This window comes from Nocardioides halotolerans DSM 19273, from assembly GCF_000422805.1.
In the GTDB taxonomy this organism is placed as follows: Bacteria; Actinomycetota; Actinomycetes; order Propionibacteriales; family Nocardioidaceae; genus Nocardioides; species Nocardioides halotolerans.
Window position 1 is genome coordinate 30,055 of the sequence record NZ_KE383926.1, and the last position, 15,772, is coordinate 45,826.

At 71.7% G+C, this 15,772-nt stretch carries 17 protein-coding genes; 12 read left to right on the forward strand and 5 right to left on the reverse strand.

Annotated features, from left to right (window positions below; translation table 11 throughout):
* The first annotated feature begins 24 nt into the window (after nucleotides 1-24).
* Nucleotides 25-957 (forward strand): polyprenyl synthetase family protein, encoded by a 933-nt coding sequence (locus tag G514_RS0121855; RefSeq protein WP_245582313.1) that lies wholly within the window; start codon nucleotides 25-27, stop codon nucleotides 955-957.
* A gap of 57 nt (nucleotides 958-1,014) precedes the next feature.
* A complete protein-coding gene (locus G514_RS0121860) occupies nucleotides 1,015-1,458 on the forward strand; it encodes a DUF6234 family protein (RefSeq protein ID WP_028653488.1) in 444 nt (147 codons plus the stop codon).
* A 6-nt stretch (nucleotides 1,459-1,464) separates the two neighbouring features.
* Here G514_RS0121860 and rarD read toward each other — a convergent pair whose 3' ends face one another.
* Nucleotides 1,465-2,373, reverse strand: coding sequence for an EamA family transporter RarD (rarD, locus tag G514_RS28325; RefSeq protein WP_036566048.1), 909 nt, complete (start codon nucleotides 2,371-2,373; stop codon nucleotides 1,465-1,467).
* Nucleotides 2,374-2,465: 92 nt separating this feature from the next.
* On the opposite strand from rarD, the gene G514_RS0121870 reads away from it, so the two are divergent.
* The 3 genes from G514_RS0121870 (at nucleotide 2,466) to G514_RS0121880 (ending at nucleotide 3,904) form a co-directional block, all read left to right on the forward strand.
* Nucleotides 2,466-2,852 carry a hypothetical protein gene (locus G514_RS0121870; RefSeq protein WP_028653489.1) on the forward strand — a complete coding sequence of 129 codons (387 nt, stop codon included), beginning with the start codon at nucleotides 2,466-2,468 and terminating at the stop codon, nucleotides 2,850-2,852.
* Nucleotides 2,853-2,958: 106 nt separating this feature from the next.
* Nucleotides 2,959-3,342, forward strand: a complete 384-nt coding sequence (locus tag G514_RS0121875; protein WP_028653490.1) for a hypothetical protein — start codon at nucleotides 2,959-2,961, stop codon at nucleotides 3,340-3,342.
* Between the two features lie 139 nt (nucleotides 3,343-3,481).
* Nucleotides 3,482-3,904 (forward strand): hypothetical protein, encoded by a 423-nt coding sequence (locus G514_RS0121880; RefSeq protein ID WP_028653491.1) that lies wholly within the window; start codon nucleotides 3,482-3,484, stop codon nucleotides 3,902-3,904.
* A gap of 85 nt (nucleotides 3,905-3,989) precedes the next feature.
* On the opposite strand, the gene G514_RS0121885 is transcribed toward G514_RS0121880, so the two are convergent.
* Together G514_RS0121885 and G514_RS0121890 are read right to left on the reverse strand one after the other, a co-directional pair.
* A complete protein-coding gene (locus tag G514_RS0121885; protein ID WP_028653492.1) occupies nucleotides 3,990-5,090 on the reverse strand; it encodes a 2-oxoacid:ferredoxin oxidoreductase subunit beta in 1,101 nt (366 codons plus the stop codon).
* Nucleotides 5,087-7,069 (reverse strand): 2-oxoacid:acceptor oxidoreductase subunit alpha, encoded by a 1,983-nt coding sequence (locus G514_RS0121890; RefSeq protein ID WP_051248050.1) that lies wholly within the window; start codon nucleotides 7,067-7,069, stop codon nucleotides 5,087-5,089. The genes G514_RS0121885 and G514_RS0121890 overlap by 4 nt, the downstream gene beginning before the upstream one ends.
* 232 nt (nucleotides 7,070-7,301) lie before the next feature.
* On the opposite strand from G514_RS0121890, the gene G514_RS0121895 reads away from it, so the two are divergent.
* From G514_RS0121895 to G514_RS0121915, 5 genes are read left to right on the forward strand one after another with little or no spacing between them, the layout of a single operon-like run.
* The gene (locus tag G514_RS0121895; protein WP_028653494.1) at nucleotides 7,302-8,330 is read left to right on the forward strand and encodes a sulfate ABC transporter substrate-binding protein; all 1,029 of its coding nucleotides are present in this window, start codon (nucleotides 7,302-7,304) and stop codon (nucleotides 8,328-8,330) included.
* A 9-nt stretch (nucleotides 8,331-8,339) separates the two neighbouring features.
* A complete protein-coding gene (gene cysT, locus G514_RS0121900) occupies nucleotides 8,340-9,191 on the forward strand; it encodes a sulfate ABC transporter permease subunit CysT (RefSeq protein ID WP_028653495.1) in 852 nt (283 codons plus the stop codon).
* Nucleotides 9,184-10,062, forward strand: coding sequence for a sulfate ABC transporter permease (locus tag G514_RS28330; RefSeq protein WP_245582304.1), 879 nt, complete (start codon nucleotides 9,184-9,186; stop codon nucleotides 10,060-10,062). Before cysT ends, G514_RS28330 begins: the two co-directional genes overlap by 8 nt.
* The gene (locus G514_RS0121910) at nucleotides 10,059-11,033 is read left to right on the forward strand and encodes a sulfate/molybdate ABC transporter ATP-binding protein (RefSeq protein ID WP_028653496.1); all 975 of its coding nucleotides are present in this window, start codon (nucleotides 10,059-10,061) and stop codon (nucleotides 11,031-11,033) included. The genes G514_RS28330 and G514_RS0121910 overlap by 4 nt, the downstream gene beginning before the upstream one ends.
* Nucleotides 11,034-11,093: 60 nt before the next feature.
* Nucleotides 11,094-12,224, forward strand: coding sequence for a geranylgeranyl reductase family protein (locus tag G514_RS0121915; RefSeq protein WP_036565995.1), 1,131 nt, complete (start codon nucleotides 11,094-11,096; stop codon nucleotides 12,222-12,224).
* On the opposite strand, the gene G514_RS0121920 is transcribed toward G514_RS0121915, so the two are convergent.
* A complete protein-coding gene (locus G514_RS0121920; RefSeq protein ID WP_028653498.1) occupies nucleotides 12,199-12,882 on the reverse strand; it encodes an NUDIX hydrolase in 684 nt (227 codons plus the stop codon). The two genes, G514_RS0121915 and G514_RS0121920, sit on opposite strands and share 26 nt — an antisense overlap.
* 87 nt (nucleotides 12,883-12,969) lie before the next feature.
* Here G514_RS0121920 and G514_RS0121925 point away from each other — a divergent pair, with 87 nt between their 5' ends.
* A complete protein-coding gene (locus tag G514_RS0121925; RefSeq protein WP_028653499.1) occupies nucleotides 12,970-13,980 on the forward strand; it encodes an SPFH domain-containing protein in 1,011 nt (336 codons plus the stop codon).
* Complete coding sequence (locus tag G514_RS0121930; RefSeq protein ID WP_028653500.1) at nucleotides 13,977-14,867, forward strand: diacylglycerol kinase catalytic domain-containing protein; 891 nt, start codon at nucleotides 13,977-13,979, stop codon at nucleotides 14,865-14,867. Before G514_RS0121925 ends, G514_RS0121930 begins: the two co-directional genes overlap by 4 nt.
* A 15-nt stretch (nucleotides 14,868-14,882) precedes the next feature.
* On the opposite strand, the gene G514_RS31000 is transcribed toward G514_RS0121930, so the two are convergent.
* Nucleotides 14,883-15,725 carry a hypothetical protein gene (locus G514_RS31000; protein WP_028653501.1) on the reverse strand — a complete coding sequence of 281 codons (843 nt, stop codon included), beginning with the start codon at nucleotides 15,723-15,725 and terminating at the stop codon, nucleotides 14,883-14,885.
* Nucleotides 15,726-15,772: the final 47 nt, after the last annotated feature.

Sequence of the window (15,772 nt, forward strand, 5' to 3'; positions counted from 1 at the left end):
CTCGAACGCCGGCTGCGCGGCCGGATGGACGAGGTGGAGAAGGCTCTCTACGCCCACGTGCAGAGCCGCTTCCCCTTCGTGACCGAGGCGGCCTCGCACCTGCTCGACGCCGGCGGGAAGAGGTTCCGGCCGCTGCTGGTGCTGCTCGCGGCCGAGGCCGGTGAGCACCCCGGCGTCGACGACGTCGTCACCGCGGCGTGCGTCGTGGAGATCACCCACGTCGGCTCGCTCTACCACGACGACGTCATGGACGAGGCGGACCTGCGGCGCGGCTCCGAGTCGGCCAACGCGCGCTGGGACAACCTGGTCGCGATCCTCACCGGCGACTTCCTGTTCGCCAAGTCGTCCGAGCTGACCGCCCAGCTCGGCGCAGACGCCGTGCGGATCCAGGCCGAGACCTTCAGCAGGCTCGTCGAGGGCCAGATCCTCGAGACCGTGGAGCCCGGGCCCGACGCGGACCCGCTCGAGCACTACCTCGAGGTGGTGGCAGGCAAGACCGGCTCGCTGATCGCGACCTCGGCGCGCTACGGCGCCCGCTTCGGCGGCGCCAGCCCCGAGGTCGAGCAGGCGCTCGCGGCGTACGGCGAGATCGTCGGCTCCGCCTTCCAGCTCTCCGACGACATCATCGACGTCGCCTCCGACTCGGTCGAGTCAGGCAAGACCCCCGGCACCGACCTGCGCGAGGGCGTGCCGACGCTGCCGGTGCTGATGGCGCAGGCCTCGACGTCGCCCGAGGACGCCCGGCTGCTCGAGCTGCTCGCCGGCCCCCTCACCGACGACGCGCTGCACGCCGAGGCGCTGGCGCTGCTGCGCGCGCACCCCGCCATGGACCGCGCCCGGGCCTACGTCGTCGACCGCGCCACCGAGGCCAAGGCCCTCCTCGGAGTGCTCCCCGACGGTCCGGTGCGGGCGGCGCTCGAGGCCTTCGCCGACGTGGTGGCCACCCGCTCGTCCTAGGTCAGGTCAGGCCCGCGTACTCAGGTGCGGGGCGCGCCCGCCGGAGAGCATGGTCGGGTGACCAGCACAGAGACCGACCGCGCCGCGACCCCGCCCACCACCCCGCCCCGCAGGGGTTCCGCCCTGGAGCCGCTGGCCTCGCTCGTGTCGGTGCTGCTGGTCGTCGTGCTGGGCCTGAACTGGATCGCCGCGCACCTCACCTTCTTCGGTGACCCCGTCGACATCGACGAGGAGTACGTGCGCAACTACTGGGTGCTCCTCGCGCTGCTGGGCGCGAGCCTGCTGGCGACCTGGGTGAGCGCCGTACGCCGCGGGGCCCGCCGCGCCTGGGTCTGGCACGGGCTGGTGGCACTCGCCGCGCTGGCGGCCGCGCTGGTGTTCGCGGTCACGACGGCCGGCCCGGTCCAGGACGACCCTCCGGACCCGCCGCCGAGCCCCTCCGGCCCGGGCGCCCCCGGGTGCCACTCGGGCGGCGACAGCAGCGGCTGTCCCGGCGGCTAGTGCGCGTCAGGCCGCCGAGGCCAGGGCGGCCAGCCGCAGCTGACGTCGTCGGTGGGCGTTCGCCTCGTAGGTGAAGATCACCAGCGCGACCCAGACCAGCACGAAGCCGACCCAGCGGCCCGGCGGCATGTCCTCGTGGAAGTAGAGGACGCCGAGGGCGAACTGGATGATGGGGGCGAGGTACTGCAGCAGCCCCAGGGTCACCATCGAGACCCGGATCGCCGCCGCGCCGAAGCAGATCAGCGGGACCGCCGTCACGATGCCCGCGCTGGCGAGCCACAGCGAGTGGCCGGCGCCGTGTGAGGCGAAGTTGGAGTGCCCGGTCGCCATCAGCCACCCGACGTACGCCGCGGCGAACGGCGCGATGAGCGTGGTCTCGACGGTGAGGCTCTCGACCGCGCCCACGTTGGCGGACTTCTTGGCCAGCCCGTAGGTGCCGAACGAGAAGGCCAGCACGAGCGCGACCCACGGCAGCCGGCCGTAGTCGACGGTGAGCACCACCACAGCGCCGCTGGCGACGCACATGGCCGCCCACTGGAGCGGTCGGAGGCGCTCGCCGAGGATCAGCACCCCCATCAGTACGGTCACGAGCGGGTTGATGAAGTAGCCCAGCGAGGTCTCGATGACCTTGCCGTTGTTGACGCCGTAGATGTAGGTCGCCCAGTTGACCGTGATCGTCGCGGCCGCGACCGCCAGGAGCACGAACGTGCGGCGGTGGGCGAAGATCGCCCGGACCTGACGGGTGCGGCGCAGGAGCACGATGAGGAGACCCATCGTGATGACCGACCACAGCACGCGGTGCGCGAGGATCTCGATCGCGCCGGCGGGCTCGAGGTGGGGCCAGTAGAGCGGGAACCCGCCCCAGAGGCCGTACGCCGCGACGCCCAGCAGCAGCCCGCGCCGCCCGTCCGTCACCGACCCAGCCTAGTGAGGCCCACCGGATCGGGTTTCTGGGGTCCGCCGCGTAAGGTCGATCCTTGATGTTCCGAGCCCATTTGGAGGAAAGCATGCGCCTCGCCCGCATCGTCGGAGCCGTCGTCGCACTGCTCATGACCGTCACGACGGGGCAGGCCCTCGTCTCGCCCGCGGACGCCCAGGCCAAGCCTCGGCACCACATCCGAGAGCTCCGCGGCGCCGAGGTCGGCCACACCAACACGTTCTACATCGAGGGCCGGGTGCCGACGTTCCCGAAGGGCAGGATCAAGGTCCTGCGCAACGTCGCCGGCGGCCACTACCAGGTGTGGAAGAAGACCCGCACCACGAAGAAGGGGAAGTTCCGCACCCCCATCGTCCAGGCCGGGCGCAAGAAGACCTGCTTCAAGGTGCAGGTCCCGGCCAGCGCGACGTACCGGAAGACGACGTCGAGGGTCATCGGCTGCATCGAGTCCGGCTGATCCCCGCCGTCCCGCACGCCCGACAAGGGTTTCGACCTCCCTGCGCAAGGGCAGGGAGAGTGCAGGTTGGCGTCCGACCAGCCTCGTCCCCCGAGAGGAAAGCAGCATGCGCATGTCCCGAGCCGTCTCGTTCGTGATGGCGGTCCTTCTGGCAGTCACGATGTCGCAGGCGCTGGTCTCGCCGTCGCAGGCGAACGCCGGCCACACGACGGTGGCCGAGAAGGGCACGAAGAAGGTCTCGATCCACTTCGCCGCCAACGGCGGCAAGGGGTTCCGGCTCTACGGCAAGATCAAGCCCCGGGCCAAGAAGACCGCGATCCTGCTGCGCGCCTCGAAGGCCAACGGCCACTACGCGCGGTTCAAGAGCACCAAGACCAGCAGGAGTGGTGCCTACACCTTCAGCGGGCTCAAGAAGGAGGGCTACTACGCCGTGCGGGTCGGCCGGACGACGTCCGAGGTCATCCACGTCTGCAAGGGCAGCTGCGGCTGACCTCCTCACCCGTCCAGATGGCCCCCACCACCGGTGGGGGCCATCTTGCATATGGCCTGATCAGGTGGTGTTTCGACGAGGTTCTCTGGGTCTAGTGTCACGGCGACAGACCCGAGCACCGCACCGAAAAGAGATCCGCATGCGCCTGTACCGAGCCGTCGCCCTCGTCGTGGCGACCCTGATGTCCCTCACGCTGTCCGCCACCCTCACCTCGTCGGCCCAGGCATCGCGGCCCACCACCGGCGTGCACGCGGCCAAGGGCCTCACGCCGCTGCGGGCCAACATGGTCGAGGCCGGCAACGACCACTTCGTCATCTACGGCGTCGCGGGGGTGACCAAGGTCGGCATCTTCCGCAACGCCAACGGCGGCCGCTTCGTCCTCTACCGCAAGCTCAACGTCAACAAGAGCAACGGCAAGTTCCGCACCCGCGTCTACCAGTACAAGAACACCCGCACGTGCTACCGCGTGCTCGCCCCGGCAACGGCCAACACCAGCCAGCACATCGTGCCGGTCGGCTGCATCATCACCGTCCGCGGCAAGCAGGTCTGGCAGCCCGCCTGACGCCCAGCTGTTCAGCGGCTGACACCGACGACGACGGCCCCCACCCGGGAGGGTGGGGGCCGTCGCGCTGCTCAGAGACCGCCGCTCACATGACGGTCCAGGTGTCGCCGCCGCCGATGAGGGCCGCCAGCCGCTCGGCGGGGGTGCCGCTCACCGCCTCGCGGGCGGTGGTGACCTGGGCGCGCGCCTGGTCGTCGTACGTCGGCCGCTCGACCTGGCGGAAGATGCCGATCGGTGACTGGTCGAGGTAGCCCGAGTCGGTCAGCCGGGAGATCGCGAACGCCAGCGTCGGGTCGGGGTTGTAGACGTCGTGGACGATGATCGCGTCCTCGCCCACGTCGGCGACCAGCGCGACCTTGACCCCGCCGGTCTCCGAGTCGCGCACCAGCCCCTTCTGGCCCAGCCCGGAGGAGTCGGGGGCTCCGAAGCGGATCGGCTGGCCGTGCTCGAGCGGGATGATCGCGTCGGCCTTCGTGTCGTTGCCCTTGATCGCGTCGAACGCGCCGTCGTTGAAGATCGGGCAGTTCTGGTAGATCTCGACGAGCGAGGTGCCGCGGTGGGCCGCCGCCGCCGAGAGCACCGCGGTGAGGTGCTTGCGGTCGGAGTCGATGGTGCGGGCCACGAAGCTGGCCTCCGCGCCCAGCGCGAGCGACACGGGGTTGAACGGGTGGTCGACCGAGCCCATCGGCGTGGACTTGGTGACCTTGCCGGTCTCGGAGGTGGGGGAGTACTGGCCCTTGGTGAGGCCGTAGATCCGGTTGTTGAAGAGCAGGATCGTCATGTTGACGTTGCGGCGCAGCGCGTGGATCAGGTGGTTGCCACCGATCGACAGCGCGTCGCCGTCACCGGTGACCACCCAGACCGACAGATCCTCGCGCGCGGTGGCGATGCCGGTCGCGATCGACGGCGCGCGGCCGTGGATCGAGTGCATGCCGTAGGTGTCGAGGTAGTAGGGGAACCGCGACGAGCAGCCGATGCCGGAGACGAAGACGATGTTCTCCCGGCGCAGGCCGAGCTGCGGCAGGAACGACTGCACGGCCTTGAGCACGGCGTAGTCGCCGCAGCCGGGGCACCAGCGCACCTCCTGGTCGGAGGTGAAGTCCTTGCCGGTCTGGGGCGGCCCGTCGTACGTCGGGACGCCCTCGACGCCCGAGCGGGTGACGGGGAGACCGAGGTCGGTGCTCATGCCTGTGCTCCCTCGGGAGTCGGGGTGGTCAGGTCGACCTCGATGCCCTCGGCCTCCGCGACGAGGTGACCGATGGCCTCGGCGAGCTCGGCCGCCTTGAGCGGCAGCCCGCGCACGTGGTTGTAGCCGATGGCGTCGACGAGGTACTTGCCGCGCAGCAGCAGCGCGAGCTGGCCGAGGTTCATCTCCGGCACCAGCACCTTGTCGTAGCGCCCGAGGATGTCGCCGAGGTCCTTCGGGAACGGGTTGAGGTGGCGCAGGTGCACCTGGGCGACGTTGAAGCCGGCCTTGCGCACGCGGCGCACGCCCGCGCCGATGGGGCCGTAGGTCGAGCCCCAGCCGACCACGAGCACCTTGGCGGCGCCCGAGGGGTCGTCGACCTCGAGCGGGGGGAGCGACTCGGCAATCCGGTCGACCTTCGCCTGCCGGGTGCGGACCATCAGGTCGTGGTTGGCGGGGTCGTAGGAGATGTTGCCGTGCCCGTCACCCTTCTCGAGACCGCCGATGCGGTGCTCGAGGCCCGGGGTGCCGGGGATCGCCCACGGGCGGGCCAGCGTCTCCTCGTCGCGCAGGTAGGGCCAGAACTCGGTCTCCTCCGTGCCGTCGTCGTTGGTCCGCACCACGTGGTTGGTGGTGGTGGCGAACGCCGGGTCGATGCGCGGCAGGTCGTCGACCTCGGGGATCCGCCACGGCTCCGAGCCGTTGGCGAGGTAGCCGTCGGAGAGCAGCATCACCGGGGTGCGGTAGGTCACCGCGATCCGGATCGCCTCGACGGCGGCGTCGAAGCAGTCGCCCGGCGACTGCGGCGCCACGATCGGCACGGGAGCCTCGCCGTTGCGGCCGAACATCGCCTGCAGCAGGTCGGCCTGCTCGGTCTTGGTCGGCAGGCCCGTCGAGGGGCCGCCGCGCTGCACGTCGACGACGACGAGCGGCAGCTCGGTCATCACGGCCAGCCCGATCGCCTCCGACTTCAGCGCGATGCCGGGGCCGGAGGTCGAGGTGATGCCGAGCTTGCCGGAGAACGACGCGCCGATGGCGGCGCCGATGCCGGCGATCTCGTCCTCGGCCTGGAAGGTCGTGACGCCGAAGGACTTGTGCTTCGAGAGCTCGTGGAGGATGTCGGAGGCCGGGGTGATGGGGTAGGTGCCGAGCACGATGTCGAGCCCCGACTGCACGGCACCGGCGACGAGTCCGTAGGCCAGCGCGAGGTTGCCGCTGATGTTGCGGTAGACGCCGGGCGCCATCGGGGCCGGCTTCACCTCGTACTGGACCATGAAGGTCTCGGTCGTCTCGCCGAAGTTCCAGCCCGCCTTGAACGCCGTGATGTTGGCGTCGCGGATGTCCTCGACCTTGGCGAACCGCCTGGCGAGGAAGTCGATCGTGGTCTCGGTCGGGCGGCCGTACATCCACGACAGCAGCCCGAGGGCGAACATGTTCTTGGCGCGGGCGGCGTCCTTGCGCGACAGGCCGAACTCCTTGACCGCCTCGACGGTCATCCCGGTCAGGTCGACCGGGAACACCTGGAAGTCGCCGAGCTGGTCGTTGGCGTCACCGAGGCTCGCGAGCGGGTTGGCGGTGTAGCCCGCCTTGGTGAGGTTGCGGTCGCTGAAGTCGTGGGTGTCGACGATGATCGCCGCGCCCGTGGGCAGGTCGGACAGGTTGGCCTTGAGCGCGGCGGGGTTCATCGCGACGAGCACGTCGGGGGCGTCGCCCGCGGTCAGGATGTCGTGGTCGGCGAAGTGCACCTGGAACGACGAGACGCCCGGCAGCGTGCCCTGCGGCGCGCGGATCTCGGCCGGGAAGTTCGGGAGCGTGACGAGGTCGTTGCCGAACGCCGCGGACTCCTGGGTGAACCGGTCGCCGGTGAGCTGCATCCCGTCGCCGGAGTCGCCAGCGAACCGGATGATGACCCGGTCGACCTGCTTGACCTGCTTGGGCACGTGGGCGCCCCCTCCTCGGTGCTGCTCCCAGTCACGCATGGACGAGGCGTGCTGGCTGACGTTCCTCTGCCGCCCCGGCCACCCGGCGCACGCTCCACGATAGTGCGGCGCCGCCTCGCACCCCATGCATCTCTGCCCTCGGATGGGTGACACGCGCCACGCTGCGGGCATTTGCCACCAAAGCACCTAAGTCGAGTAGTCTGCTCGTAATAACTGAGCAACGCCGTTTCTCGGGCGCGGCTCCAGGGTGCAGGAGAGAGAGAAGATCACGATGAACAAGACGATCAAGGTTGCGGCGACGCTGACCGTCGCCGGGGTGCTGGCCTTGACCGGGTGCGGTGGCGACTCCGACGCCGCGTCGGACAAGACGACGCTGAACCTCGTCGGGTACTCGGTGCTCGAGCAGGCCAACAAGGGCGTGATTGCGGCGTTCGAGAAGACCGACGCCGGCAAGGACGTGACCTTCAAGGAGTCCTACGGCGCCTCGGGCGACCAGTCGCGGGCCGTCGTGGCCGGCGCGAAGGCCGACGAGGTCCACCTGTCGCTGGAGCCCGACGTGACGCGTCTGGTCGGGGAGGGCCTGGTGGCCGAGGACTGGAAGGACAACGACACCCAGGGCATCTGCACCAAGTCCGTCGTGGTCTTCGTGGTCCAGAAGGGCAACCCCAAGGGCATCGAGTCGTGGGACGACCTCATCGAGTCCGGCGTCGGCATCGTCACGCCGAACCCGGCGTCGTCCGGCTCCGCCAAGTGGAACCTCCTCGCGGCGTACGGCGCGGCGAAGGACGAGGGCGGCAGCGACGAGGCCGCGCAGGAGTACATGACGCAGTTCTTCGCGAACGTCGCGGCGCTGCCGGACAGCGGCCGTGACGCCACCACGGCGTTCACGAGCGGCACCGGCGACGTCCTGCTGTCCTACGAGAACGAGGCGATCCTGGCCCGCCAGAGCGGCCAGGACTTCGACTACGTGATCCCCGACGAGACGCTGTCGATCGACAACGCGTGCGCGCTGATCAAGGACGCCCCGAAGGCTGCGACCGACTTCCTGGACTTCCAGAAGAGCGCCGACGGGCAGAAGCTCTACGCCGCGACCGGCTACCGGCCGCTCGTCGACGTGGGCGACCTCGAGGTCGAGGGTGCCAACGACCCGACCGACCCGTTCCCCGCTCCGGGCAAGCTGCTCACCATCGACGGTGACTTCGGCGGCTGGGACGAGGCCAACAGCACGTTCTTCGGCGACGGCGAGGACGGGAACCCGCTGGGCATCCTGACCCAGATCCAGGCCGAGGCCGGGCAGTAGCTCGACACGATGTCCACTGCGACCGCACGTGTCGCGGGGGGTCGGCCGGCGCGCGTGCGCCGGCCGGCCTCGCGACACTCCCTGACCAAGGGCTCCGCCCTCGGCCTGGGCGTCGGCATGATCTGGTTCAGCCTCCTGGTGCTGATCCCCCTCACCGCGGTCGTCTGGACCGCGGGTGAGGGCGGGCTCGGCACGTTCAAGGACGCGCTGACCAACAAGCAGACGTTCAACGCCCTCAAGCTGACCGTGCTCAGCTCCCTCGCCGTCACCGGCGTCAACATCGTGATGGGCACGGTGATCGCCTGGGTGCTGGTCCGTGACCGGTTCCCGGGCAAGAAGCTCCTCGACCTGGTGATCGACATCCCCTTCGCGATGCCGACCATCGTGGCCGGGCTGGTGCTCCTCTCGCTGTACGGCGCGGAGAGTCCCCTCGGCCTCGAGTGGAACAACACCCGCAAGGCGGTGCTGCTCGCGCTGGCGTTCGTCACCGTGCCGTTCGTGGTCCGGACCGTGCAGCCGGTGCTCGAGGAGATGGACACCGACGTCGAGGACGCCGCGGCGTCCCTCGGGGCTTCGCGCGCCACCACCTTCCGCCGGGTGATTCTGCCGACGCTGGCCCCGGCCATCTTCGCGGGGGCCACGCTCTCCTTCGCCCGCGCGATCAGCGAGTACGGCTCGCTGGTGCTGCTCAGCGGCAACCTGCCGAACCGGACCGAGGTCGCCTCGGTGCGGGTCTACAGCGCGATCGAGGGTGGCAACCAGCAGTCCGCGGCCGCCGTGGCGACGATCCTGCTGCTCGTCGCGCTGGTCGCCATCGTGGTCTTCGACCTGATCCAGAGGAGGCTGGCGCGCCGTGGCTAGCACGTCGAGCACGTCCGTCGGCAGCGGCAGCACCGTCGTGACCTGGGTGCTGAGGCTCGTCGTCGTCGGCTACCTGTTCTTCCTCATCGGCTGGCCGAGCGCACTGATCGTCCGGCGCACGTTCGAGGGCGGCACCCAGGCGTTCACCGAGGCCCTCCAGGACCCCGACGTCACCCATGCCCTGCAGCTGAGCGTCGTCGTCGCGCTGTGCGCGGTCGCGATCAACCTGCTGTTCGGGGTGGGCATGTCGCTGCTGCTGGTGCGCTACGAGTTCCCGGGCAAGCGGGCCCTGTCGGCGCTGATCGACCTGCCGCTGGCGGTGTCGCCGATCGTGGTGGGCCTGGCGCTGATCCTGGTCTACAACCCGCGCTTCGGGTGGTTCGGCGAGAGCCTGGACGCCCACGGCATCCAGATCATCTTCGCCAAGCCCGGGATGGTCATGGCCACGACGTTCGTGGCCCTGCCGCTGGTGATCCGCGAGGTCGTGCCGGTCCTCGAGGACATGGGTGACGACCAGGAGCAGGCCGCCAACAGCCTGGGCGCCAACGCGTGGCAGACCTTCTGGCGGATCACGCTGCCCGGCATCAAGTGGGCGGTCGTCTACGGCGTCGTCCTCAGCCTGGCCCGCTCGCTGGGCGAGTTCGGCGCGGTCAAGGTCGTCGCCGGCAACATCAGCGGCGAGACCACGACCGCTCCGGTGCTGGTGCAGCAGAAGTACCAGAACTTCGAGCAGCAGACGGCGTACGCCATGTCGTTCCTGCTCGTGGCCGCGGCCGTCGTCTGCCTCGTCATCGTGGCGCTGCTGCGCCCCAAGGACCACAAGCCGAGCCGGGCCACCGCCACGGCCGCCATCCAGGAGAAAGCATCATGAGCATCGACGTCTCAGGTCTGACCAAGACCTTCGGCGACTTCGTCGCGCTCGACGACGTCACCGTCTCGCTGCCCACCGGGCAGCTCACCGCCCTGCTCGGCCCGTCCGGCGGAGGCAAGTCCACGCTGCTGCGGATCATCGCGGGGCTGGACACGGCCGACGCCGGCACCGTCACCATCGAGGGCCGGGAGGCGACGAACCTGCCGGCGCGCAAGCGCAACGTGGGCTTCGTCTTCCAGCACTACGCGGTGTTCAAGCACATGTCGGTGGCCAAGAACGTCGCGTTCGGTCTCGAGATCCGCAAGCGGCCGCGCGCCGAGATCGACAAGCGGGTCGCCGAGCTGCTCGAGCTGGTGCACCTCTCGCAGTTCCGCGACCGGATGCCCTCCCAGCTCTCGGGCGGCCAGCGCCAGCGGATGGCGCTGGCGCGCGCCCTCGCGGTCGAGCCGACCGTGCTGCTGCTCGACGAGCCGTTCGGTGCGCTCGACGCCAAGGTGCGCAAGGAGCTGCGCGACTGGCTGCGCCGGCTCCACGACGAGGTCCACACCACGACGATCTTCGTGACCCACGACCAGGAGGAGGCCCTCGAGGTCGCCGACGAGATCGTGGTGATCAACGACGGCCGGGTGGAGCAGGTCGGCAGCCCCGACACGCTCTACGACAAGCCGGCCAACGACTTCGTGATGCGCTTCCTCGGCGAGACGACCGACCTGGCCGGCCAGACCGTGCGCCCGCACGACATCGACGTGTCGATGAGCCCCGGCGTCGCCGGCTCGACCCCCGGCACGGTCACCCGGATCCTGCGCGTCGGCTTCGAGGTGCGGGTCACCGTGACCACCGACGACGGCGCCGAGGCGCTTGTCACCATGACGCGCACCCTGGCCCGCAGCACCGGGGTCGAGGAGGGCGCGAAGGTCTGGCTCACCGCCGCCAAGGGCGCCACCGCGGTGCCGGTGATGCGCGCCGTCTGAGGTCGATGTCGACCCGGCGCGAACTTCGCGCCGGGTCGACGTGTCGTAGCGTCCCCACCCGTGGACGAGTACGACGTCGCGGTGGTGGGCGCGGGGCCGGCGGGGTCGTCGGCCGCCCGCGCGGCCGCGGCGGCCGGTGCGCGCGTCGTGGTGCTCGACCGGGCGGCGTTCCCGCGCTACAAGACGTGCGGCGGCGGCCTGATCGGGCCGTCGCTGGCCGCGCTTCCCGGAACGCCGCCGACGCGCGCGTCCATCACCCGGGTCTCGCTCTCGCTGGCGGGCGGGCGGCGGCGTACGCGCACCGTCGCGGAGCCGTGCCTCCGGATGGTCACGCGCGCCGAGCTGGACGCGTGGCTGCTCCGGAGCGCGGTCGAGGCCGGCGCCGAGGCGCGGGTGCCGTGCCGGGTGGCGTCGGTCGAGGAGCGCCCCGACGGCGCGGTCGTCGAGACCGACGCCGGACCGCTGCGCGCGCAGGTGGTGATCGCCGCTGATGGGACCTCCAGCCGGCTGGCGCGTGACGTGGGGGTCCGGCTCTCGCGGGTCGACCTCGGCCTGGAGCTCGAGCTCGAGGCCGGCCCGCTCGCGGGGGAGTGGGCCGACCGCGTGCACCTCGACTGGGGGCCGATCCCCGGGTCGTACGCCTGGGTCTTCCCCAAGGGCGACACCCTCACCGTCGGCGTGATCGCGGCGAGGGGTGCGGGTGAGGCGACCCGCGCCTACCTGCGCGACGTCGTCGGGTGGCTCGGTCTCGGCGGGCTCCGGGTGCTGCAGGACACCGGACACCTGACCCGCTGCCGCACGCCGGGCTCGCCGCTGGGCTGCGGCCGGGTGCTGCTCGCCGGTGACGCGGCCGGCTTGCTGGAGCCGTGGACCCGTGAGGGCATCTCCTTCGCCACCCGCTCCGGCGCCCTGGCGGGTGTCGTGGCAGCGGGCGGCGCTCCGGGGGCGGTCGAGCGCTACCGCGCCGCCCTGTCGGCCGACCTGCTCCCCGAGATGGCCGCCGGCGAGCGCTGCCTGCGCGCGTTCGAGGCGCGCCCGTGGGCCTTCCACGAGCTGATCCGCTCGACGTCGGTGGGGTGGCGGCAGTTCAGCCGGATCACGCGCGGCGAGACCACGCTGGCGCGCGCCGTGCGCCGGCGGCCGGTGCGCGCCGGGCTCGGGCTCCTCAGCCTCGGGTCAGCGGCGGGTTGAGCAGGTCGAGCGAGCCGCGCCGGAACAGCTGGGCCGGGCGGCCGCCGTCGCGCGTCGTCGTCTCGCCCGTCGGCACGAGGAACCCGGGCGTCTTCGACACCTTGCGGTGGAAGTTGCGCGGGTCGATCGCGGTGCCCCACACGGTCTCGTAGACCCGGCGGAGCTCCCCGATCGTGAACTCCTCGGGGCAGAAGGCGGCCGCGAGCGGGGAGTACTCGAGCTTCGCGCGGGCGCGCTCGAGAGCGTCGCCGAGGATCCGGCCGTGGTCGAAGGCGAGGCCCGGCCGCGCCGACAGCAGCGCGTCCACCGGTCGCCACTCGGCCTCGGCGGCGTCGGTGCTCGCGACCGGGCTGGTCAGGTCGGGCGCCAGGGCCAGGTAGGCGACCGTCACCGTGCGCATCCGCGGGTCGCGGCGCGGTGCGCCGTAGGTGCGGAGCTGCTCGAGGTGGAAGCCGTGCCGCAGGCCGGTCTCCTCGCGCAGCTCGCGGGCCGCGGCGGCGTCGAGGTCCTCGTCGGGACGGACGAACCCGCCCGGCAGCGCCCAGCGGCCGCGGTACGGCGCCTCGCCGCGGCGTACGACCAGGGCCGAGAGCTCGCCCGCCCTGATGGTCAGCAGCACGACGTCCACGGTGACGGCGAACGGTGGGTGGTCGCTCACGCGGCCAGCCTAGACCATCGATCGTCAATTTGACGAGAAGGGATGCGAGGCGCATTATCGTCGTATCGACGATAAAGGAGAGATGAGATGGCTGTCATCGTTCGCTACCCGTTCTGCCGTCACCTGCGGGGGACCGAGACCACCTACGTGCGGCACCTCCGCAACGGTCGGGTGGTCCACGAGGGGATCGGGGGCTCGTTCTGGTTCCGGCCGCTGAGCGCGGTCCTGTCCGAGGTGCCCGTCGACGACCGCGAGCTGCCGCTGCAGTTCCACGCGCAGACGCTCGACTTCCAGGACGTCGCCGTGCAGGCGTCGGTGACCTACCGCCTCGACCCCGCGGTCGCGGCCGAGCGCATCGACTTCTCGATCAGCCCCGAGAACGGGCTCTACCTCGCCACCCCGCTGTCGCAGGTAGCGACGATCCTCGCCGAGACGACGCAGCAGCACGCGCTGGGCGTGCTGGCGCGGGCGACGCTCACCCAGGCGCTCACCGACGGGGTGATGGCGGTCCGCGACGCGGTGAGCGAGGGTCTGGCCGGCGACAGCCGACTGGCCGAGACCGGCATCAGCGTGGTCGGGACCCGCGTCGTGGCGATCCGGCCCGAGCCCGAGGTGGAGCGGGCGCTGCAGACGCCAACCCGCGAGCAGCTGCAGGCGGAGTCGGACCGGGCGACCTACGAACGACGGGCGCTGGCCGTCGAGCGGGAGCGCGCGATCGCCGAGAACGAGCTCCAGAACCAGATCGAGCTCGCCCGCCGCGAGGAGCAGCTGGTCGCCCAGAACGGTCTCAACGGCCGCCGGTCGGCCGAGGAGGCCGCGGCCGCCGACGAGATCCGGGTCGGCGCCGAGGCGGCTCGCTCCCAGCGGCTCGAGGCGGCGCGGGCGGAGGGCATCCGGCTGGTCGGCGAGGCCGAGGGGGCCAGCGAGGCGGCCCGGCTGGCGGCGTACCGCGAGCTGTCGGAGAACGTCCTCCTGGCGCTCGCGCTCAAGGAGCTGGCCGCCAACCTGCCCAGCATCGAGCACCTGGTGCTGACGCCCGACCTGCTCACGTCGGTGGCCGCGCGGTTCGGCCAGCGCACGGAGGAGCTCGCGCGATGAGCCTCGCGCCCCGGGTGGTGCTGGTCCACAGGCGGTCGGAGTACGACGAGCTGGTGGGCCGGCACGGGTCGCACGGACAGGCGGCCTTCTTCCTGTCCTCGCGAGGCCGCGACATCACCGAGGTGGTGTCGCGGCACGAGGCCCAGGCCGAGGCCGTGCGCGTGGTCTCGGCCGCGATCCCGGTCAGCTGGCGGCGCGGCGAGGTCGAGCGCGAGGACCTGTCGCGCTTCCTCTTCGCGCCGGAGGACGTCGTGGTCGTGGTCGGCCAGGACGGCCTGGTGCCGAACGTCGCGAAGTACCTCGCCGGGCAGCCCGTCATCGGCATCGACCCCGAGCCCGGTCGCAACCCCGGCGTGCTGGTCCGCCACCCCGCCGCCGACGCCGGCTCGCTGCTCCTCGCCGTGGTCGCCGGCGAGCTCCCGCAGGCCGCGCTGACGATGGTGGTCGCGGAGGCCGACGACGGCCAGCACCTGGTCGCGCTCAACGAGATCTTCGTCGGGCACGCCAGCCACCAGACGGCGCGCTACACCGTGACCGTGCCCGGAGGTGCCTCCGAGCGGCAGGCGTCGTCCGGACTGGTCATCGGCACAGCCACCGGCGCCACCGGGTGGTGCTCGTCGATCTGGCGCGAGCGGCACAGCACGCTCGCCCTCCCGTCGCCGGTCGAGCCCGCGCTCGCGTGGTTCACCCGGGAGGCGTGGGTCTCCCCGGTCACCGGCGACACGCTCACCGAGGGCCGCCTCGGTGCGGAGCCCCTACTCGTCACCGTCGAGTCCAACCGGCTGGTCGCCTTCGGCGACGGCATCGAGGACGACCACCTCACCCTCGGCTGGGGCCAGCAGCTGCGGATCGGCCTGGCCGACCGGGCGCTCCACCTCGTGGTCTGAGTCTCGCCGCGCGGGTCAGGACGAGGAGCCGTTGCCGTTGCCGTTGCCGTTGCCGTTGCCGGTGCCGTTCCCGTTGCCGCCGCCTCCGCCGTTACCGCCGCCTCCGCCGTTGCCGCCGCCTCCGCCGTTACCGCCGCCTCCGCCGTTACCGCCGCCGCCGTGACCGTTCCCACCGCCGTTGCCGCCACCGTCGCCGTTGCCGCCACCGTGGCCGTTGCCACCGCCGTGGCCGTTGCCACCGCCGTGGCCGTTGCCACCGCCGTGGCCGATGCCACCGCCGTGGCCGTTGCCACCGCCGTGGCCGATGCCACCGCCGTGCCCGTTGCCACCGCCGTGGCTCGACGTGGCGGTCGGCGTGGGGGTCGTCGGGGTCGGTGCCGGCGGGTCGCTGGGGGTCTGCGTCGGACCGCTCGGGCCGGGGCCGCCGGGCGTCGCCTCGAACGTGCTGCCGGAACCGCCCGTGCCGGACGACGTGCCGACCCCCGAGGAGGTGCCGGCCGGGTGGGCGTCGCTGGTCACGCCGGACGGGCCGGGGTCGGACGCCGAGCCGGACGGTCCGCGCTCGCCGCCGGTGCGGGTCGTGCTGGCCGAGGGCGGAGCGGGGTGCGGATCCGGCGACCAGGGCGGGCTCACGACGCCGGCGCCGTAGGCGATGCCGATCCCGCCGCCGACGACCAGGGTCGTCAGCAGCGCCGCCGCGGCGGCGAAGCCGAGGCGCCGCCGCGGTTCGGCAGGCACCGACCGGCCAGCCCGGGCAGTCTCGGCGAGCCGGGCGACGAAGTCGTCGTCCACCACCGGCTCGGCGTGCTCGACCCGCAGGGAACGGGCGATGTCGCGCAGCCGTCGGCGGGGACTCACAGGTACATGATGTCCTGAGAGGGGGAGCAGGGCAGGACATCGCTCGC

Bases quoted from the DNA above. Each gene is read 5' to 3' on its own strand.
- G514_RS0121890 (WP_051248050.1), bottom strand. From the start codon at position 7,069: ATGCGTGACTGGGAGCAGCACCGAGGAGGGGGCGCCCACGTGCCCAAG.
- G514_RS0121875 (WP_028653490.1), top strand. From the start codon at position 2,959: ATGCGCATGTCCCGAGCCGTCTCGTTCGTGATGGCGGTCCTTCTGGCA.
- G514_RS0121910 (WP_028653496.1), top strand. From the start codon at position 10,059: ATGAGCATCGACGTCTCAGGTCTGACCAAGACCTTCGGCGACTTCGTC.
- G514_RS0121870 (WP_028653489.1), top strand. From the start codon at position 2,466: ATGCGCCTCGCCCGCATCGTCGGAGCCGTCGTCGCACTGCTCATGACC.
- G514_RS0121885 (WP_028653492.1), bottom strand. From the start codon at position 5,090: ATGAGCACCGACCTCGGTCTCCCCGTCACCCGCTCGGGCGTCGAGGGC.
- G514_RS0121925 (WP_028653499.1), top strand. From the start codon at position 12,970: ATGGCTGTCATCGTTCGCTACCCGTTCTGCCGTCACCTGCGGGGGACC.
- G514_RS0121855 (WP_245582313.1), top strand. From the start codon at position 25: ATGGACGAGGTGGAGAAGGCTCTCTACGCCCACGTGCAGAGCCGCTTC.
- G514_RS0121880 (WP_028653491.1), top strand. From the start codon at position 3,482: ATGCGCCTGTACCGAGCCGTCGCCCTCGTCGTGGCGACCCTGATGTCC.
- G514_RS0121930 (WP_028653500.1), top strand. From the start codon at position 13,977: ATGAGCCTCGCGCCCCGGGTGGTGCTGGTCCACAGGCGGTCGGAGTAC.
- G514_RS0121895 (WP_028653494.1), top strand. From the start codon at position 7,302: ATGAACAAGACGATCAAGGTTGCGGCGACGCTGACCGTCGCCGGGGTG.
- cysT (WP_028653495.1), top strand. From the start codon at position 8,340: ATGTCCACTGCGACCGCACGTGTCGCGGGGGGTCGGCCGGCGCGCGTG.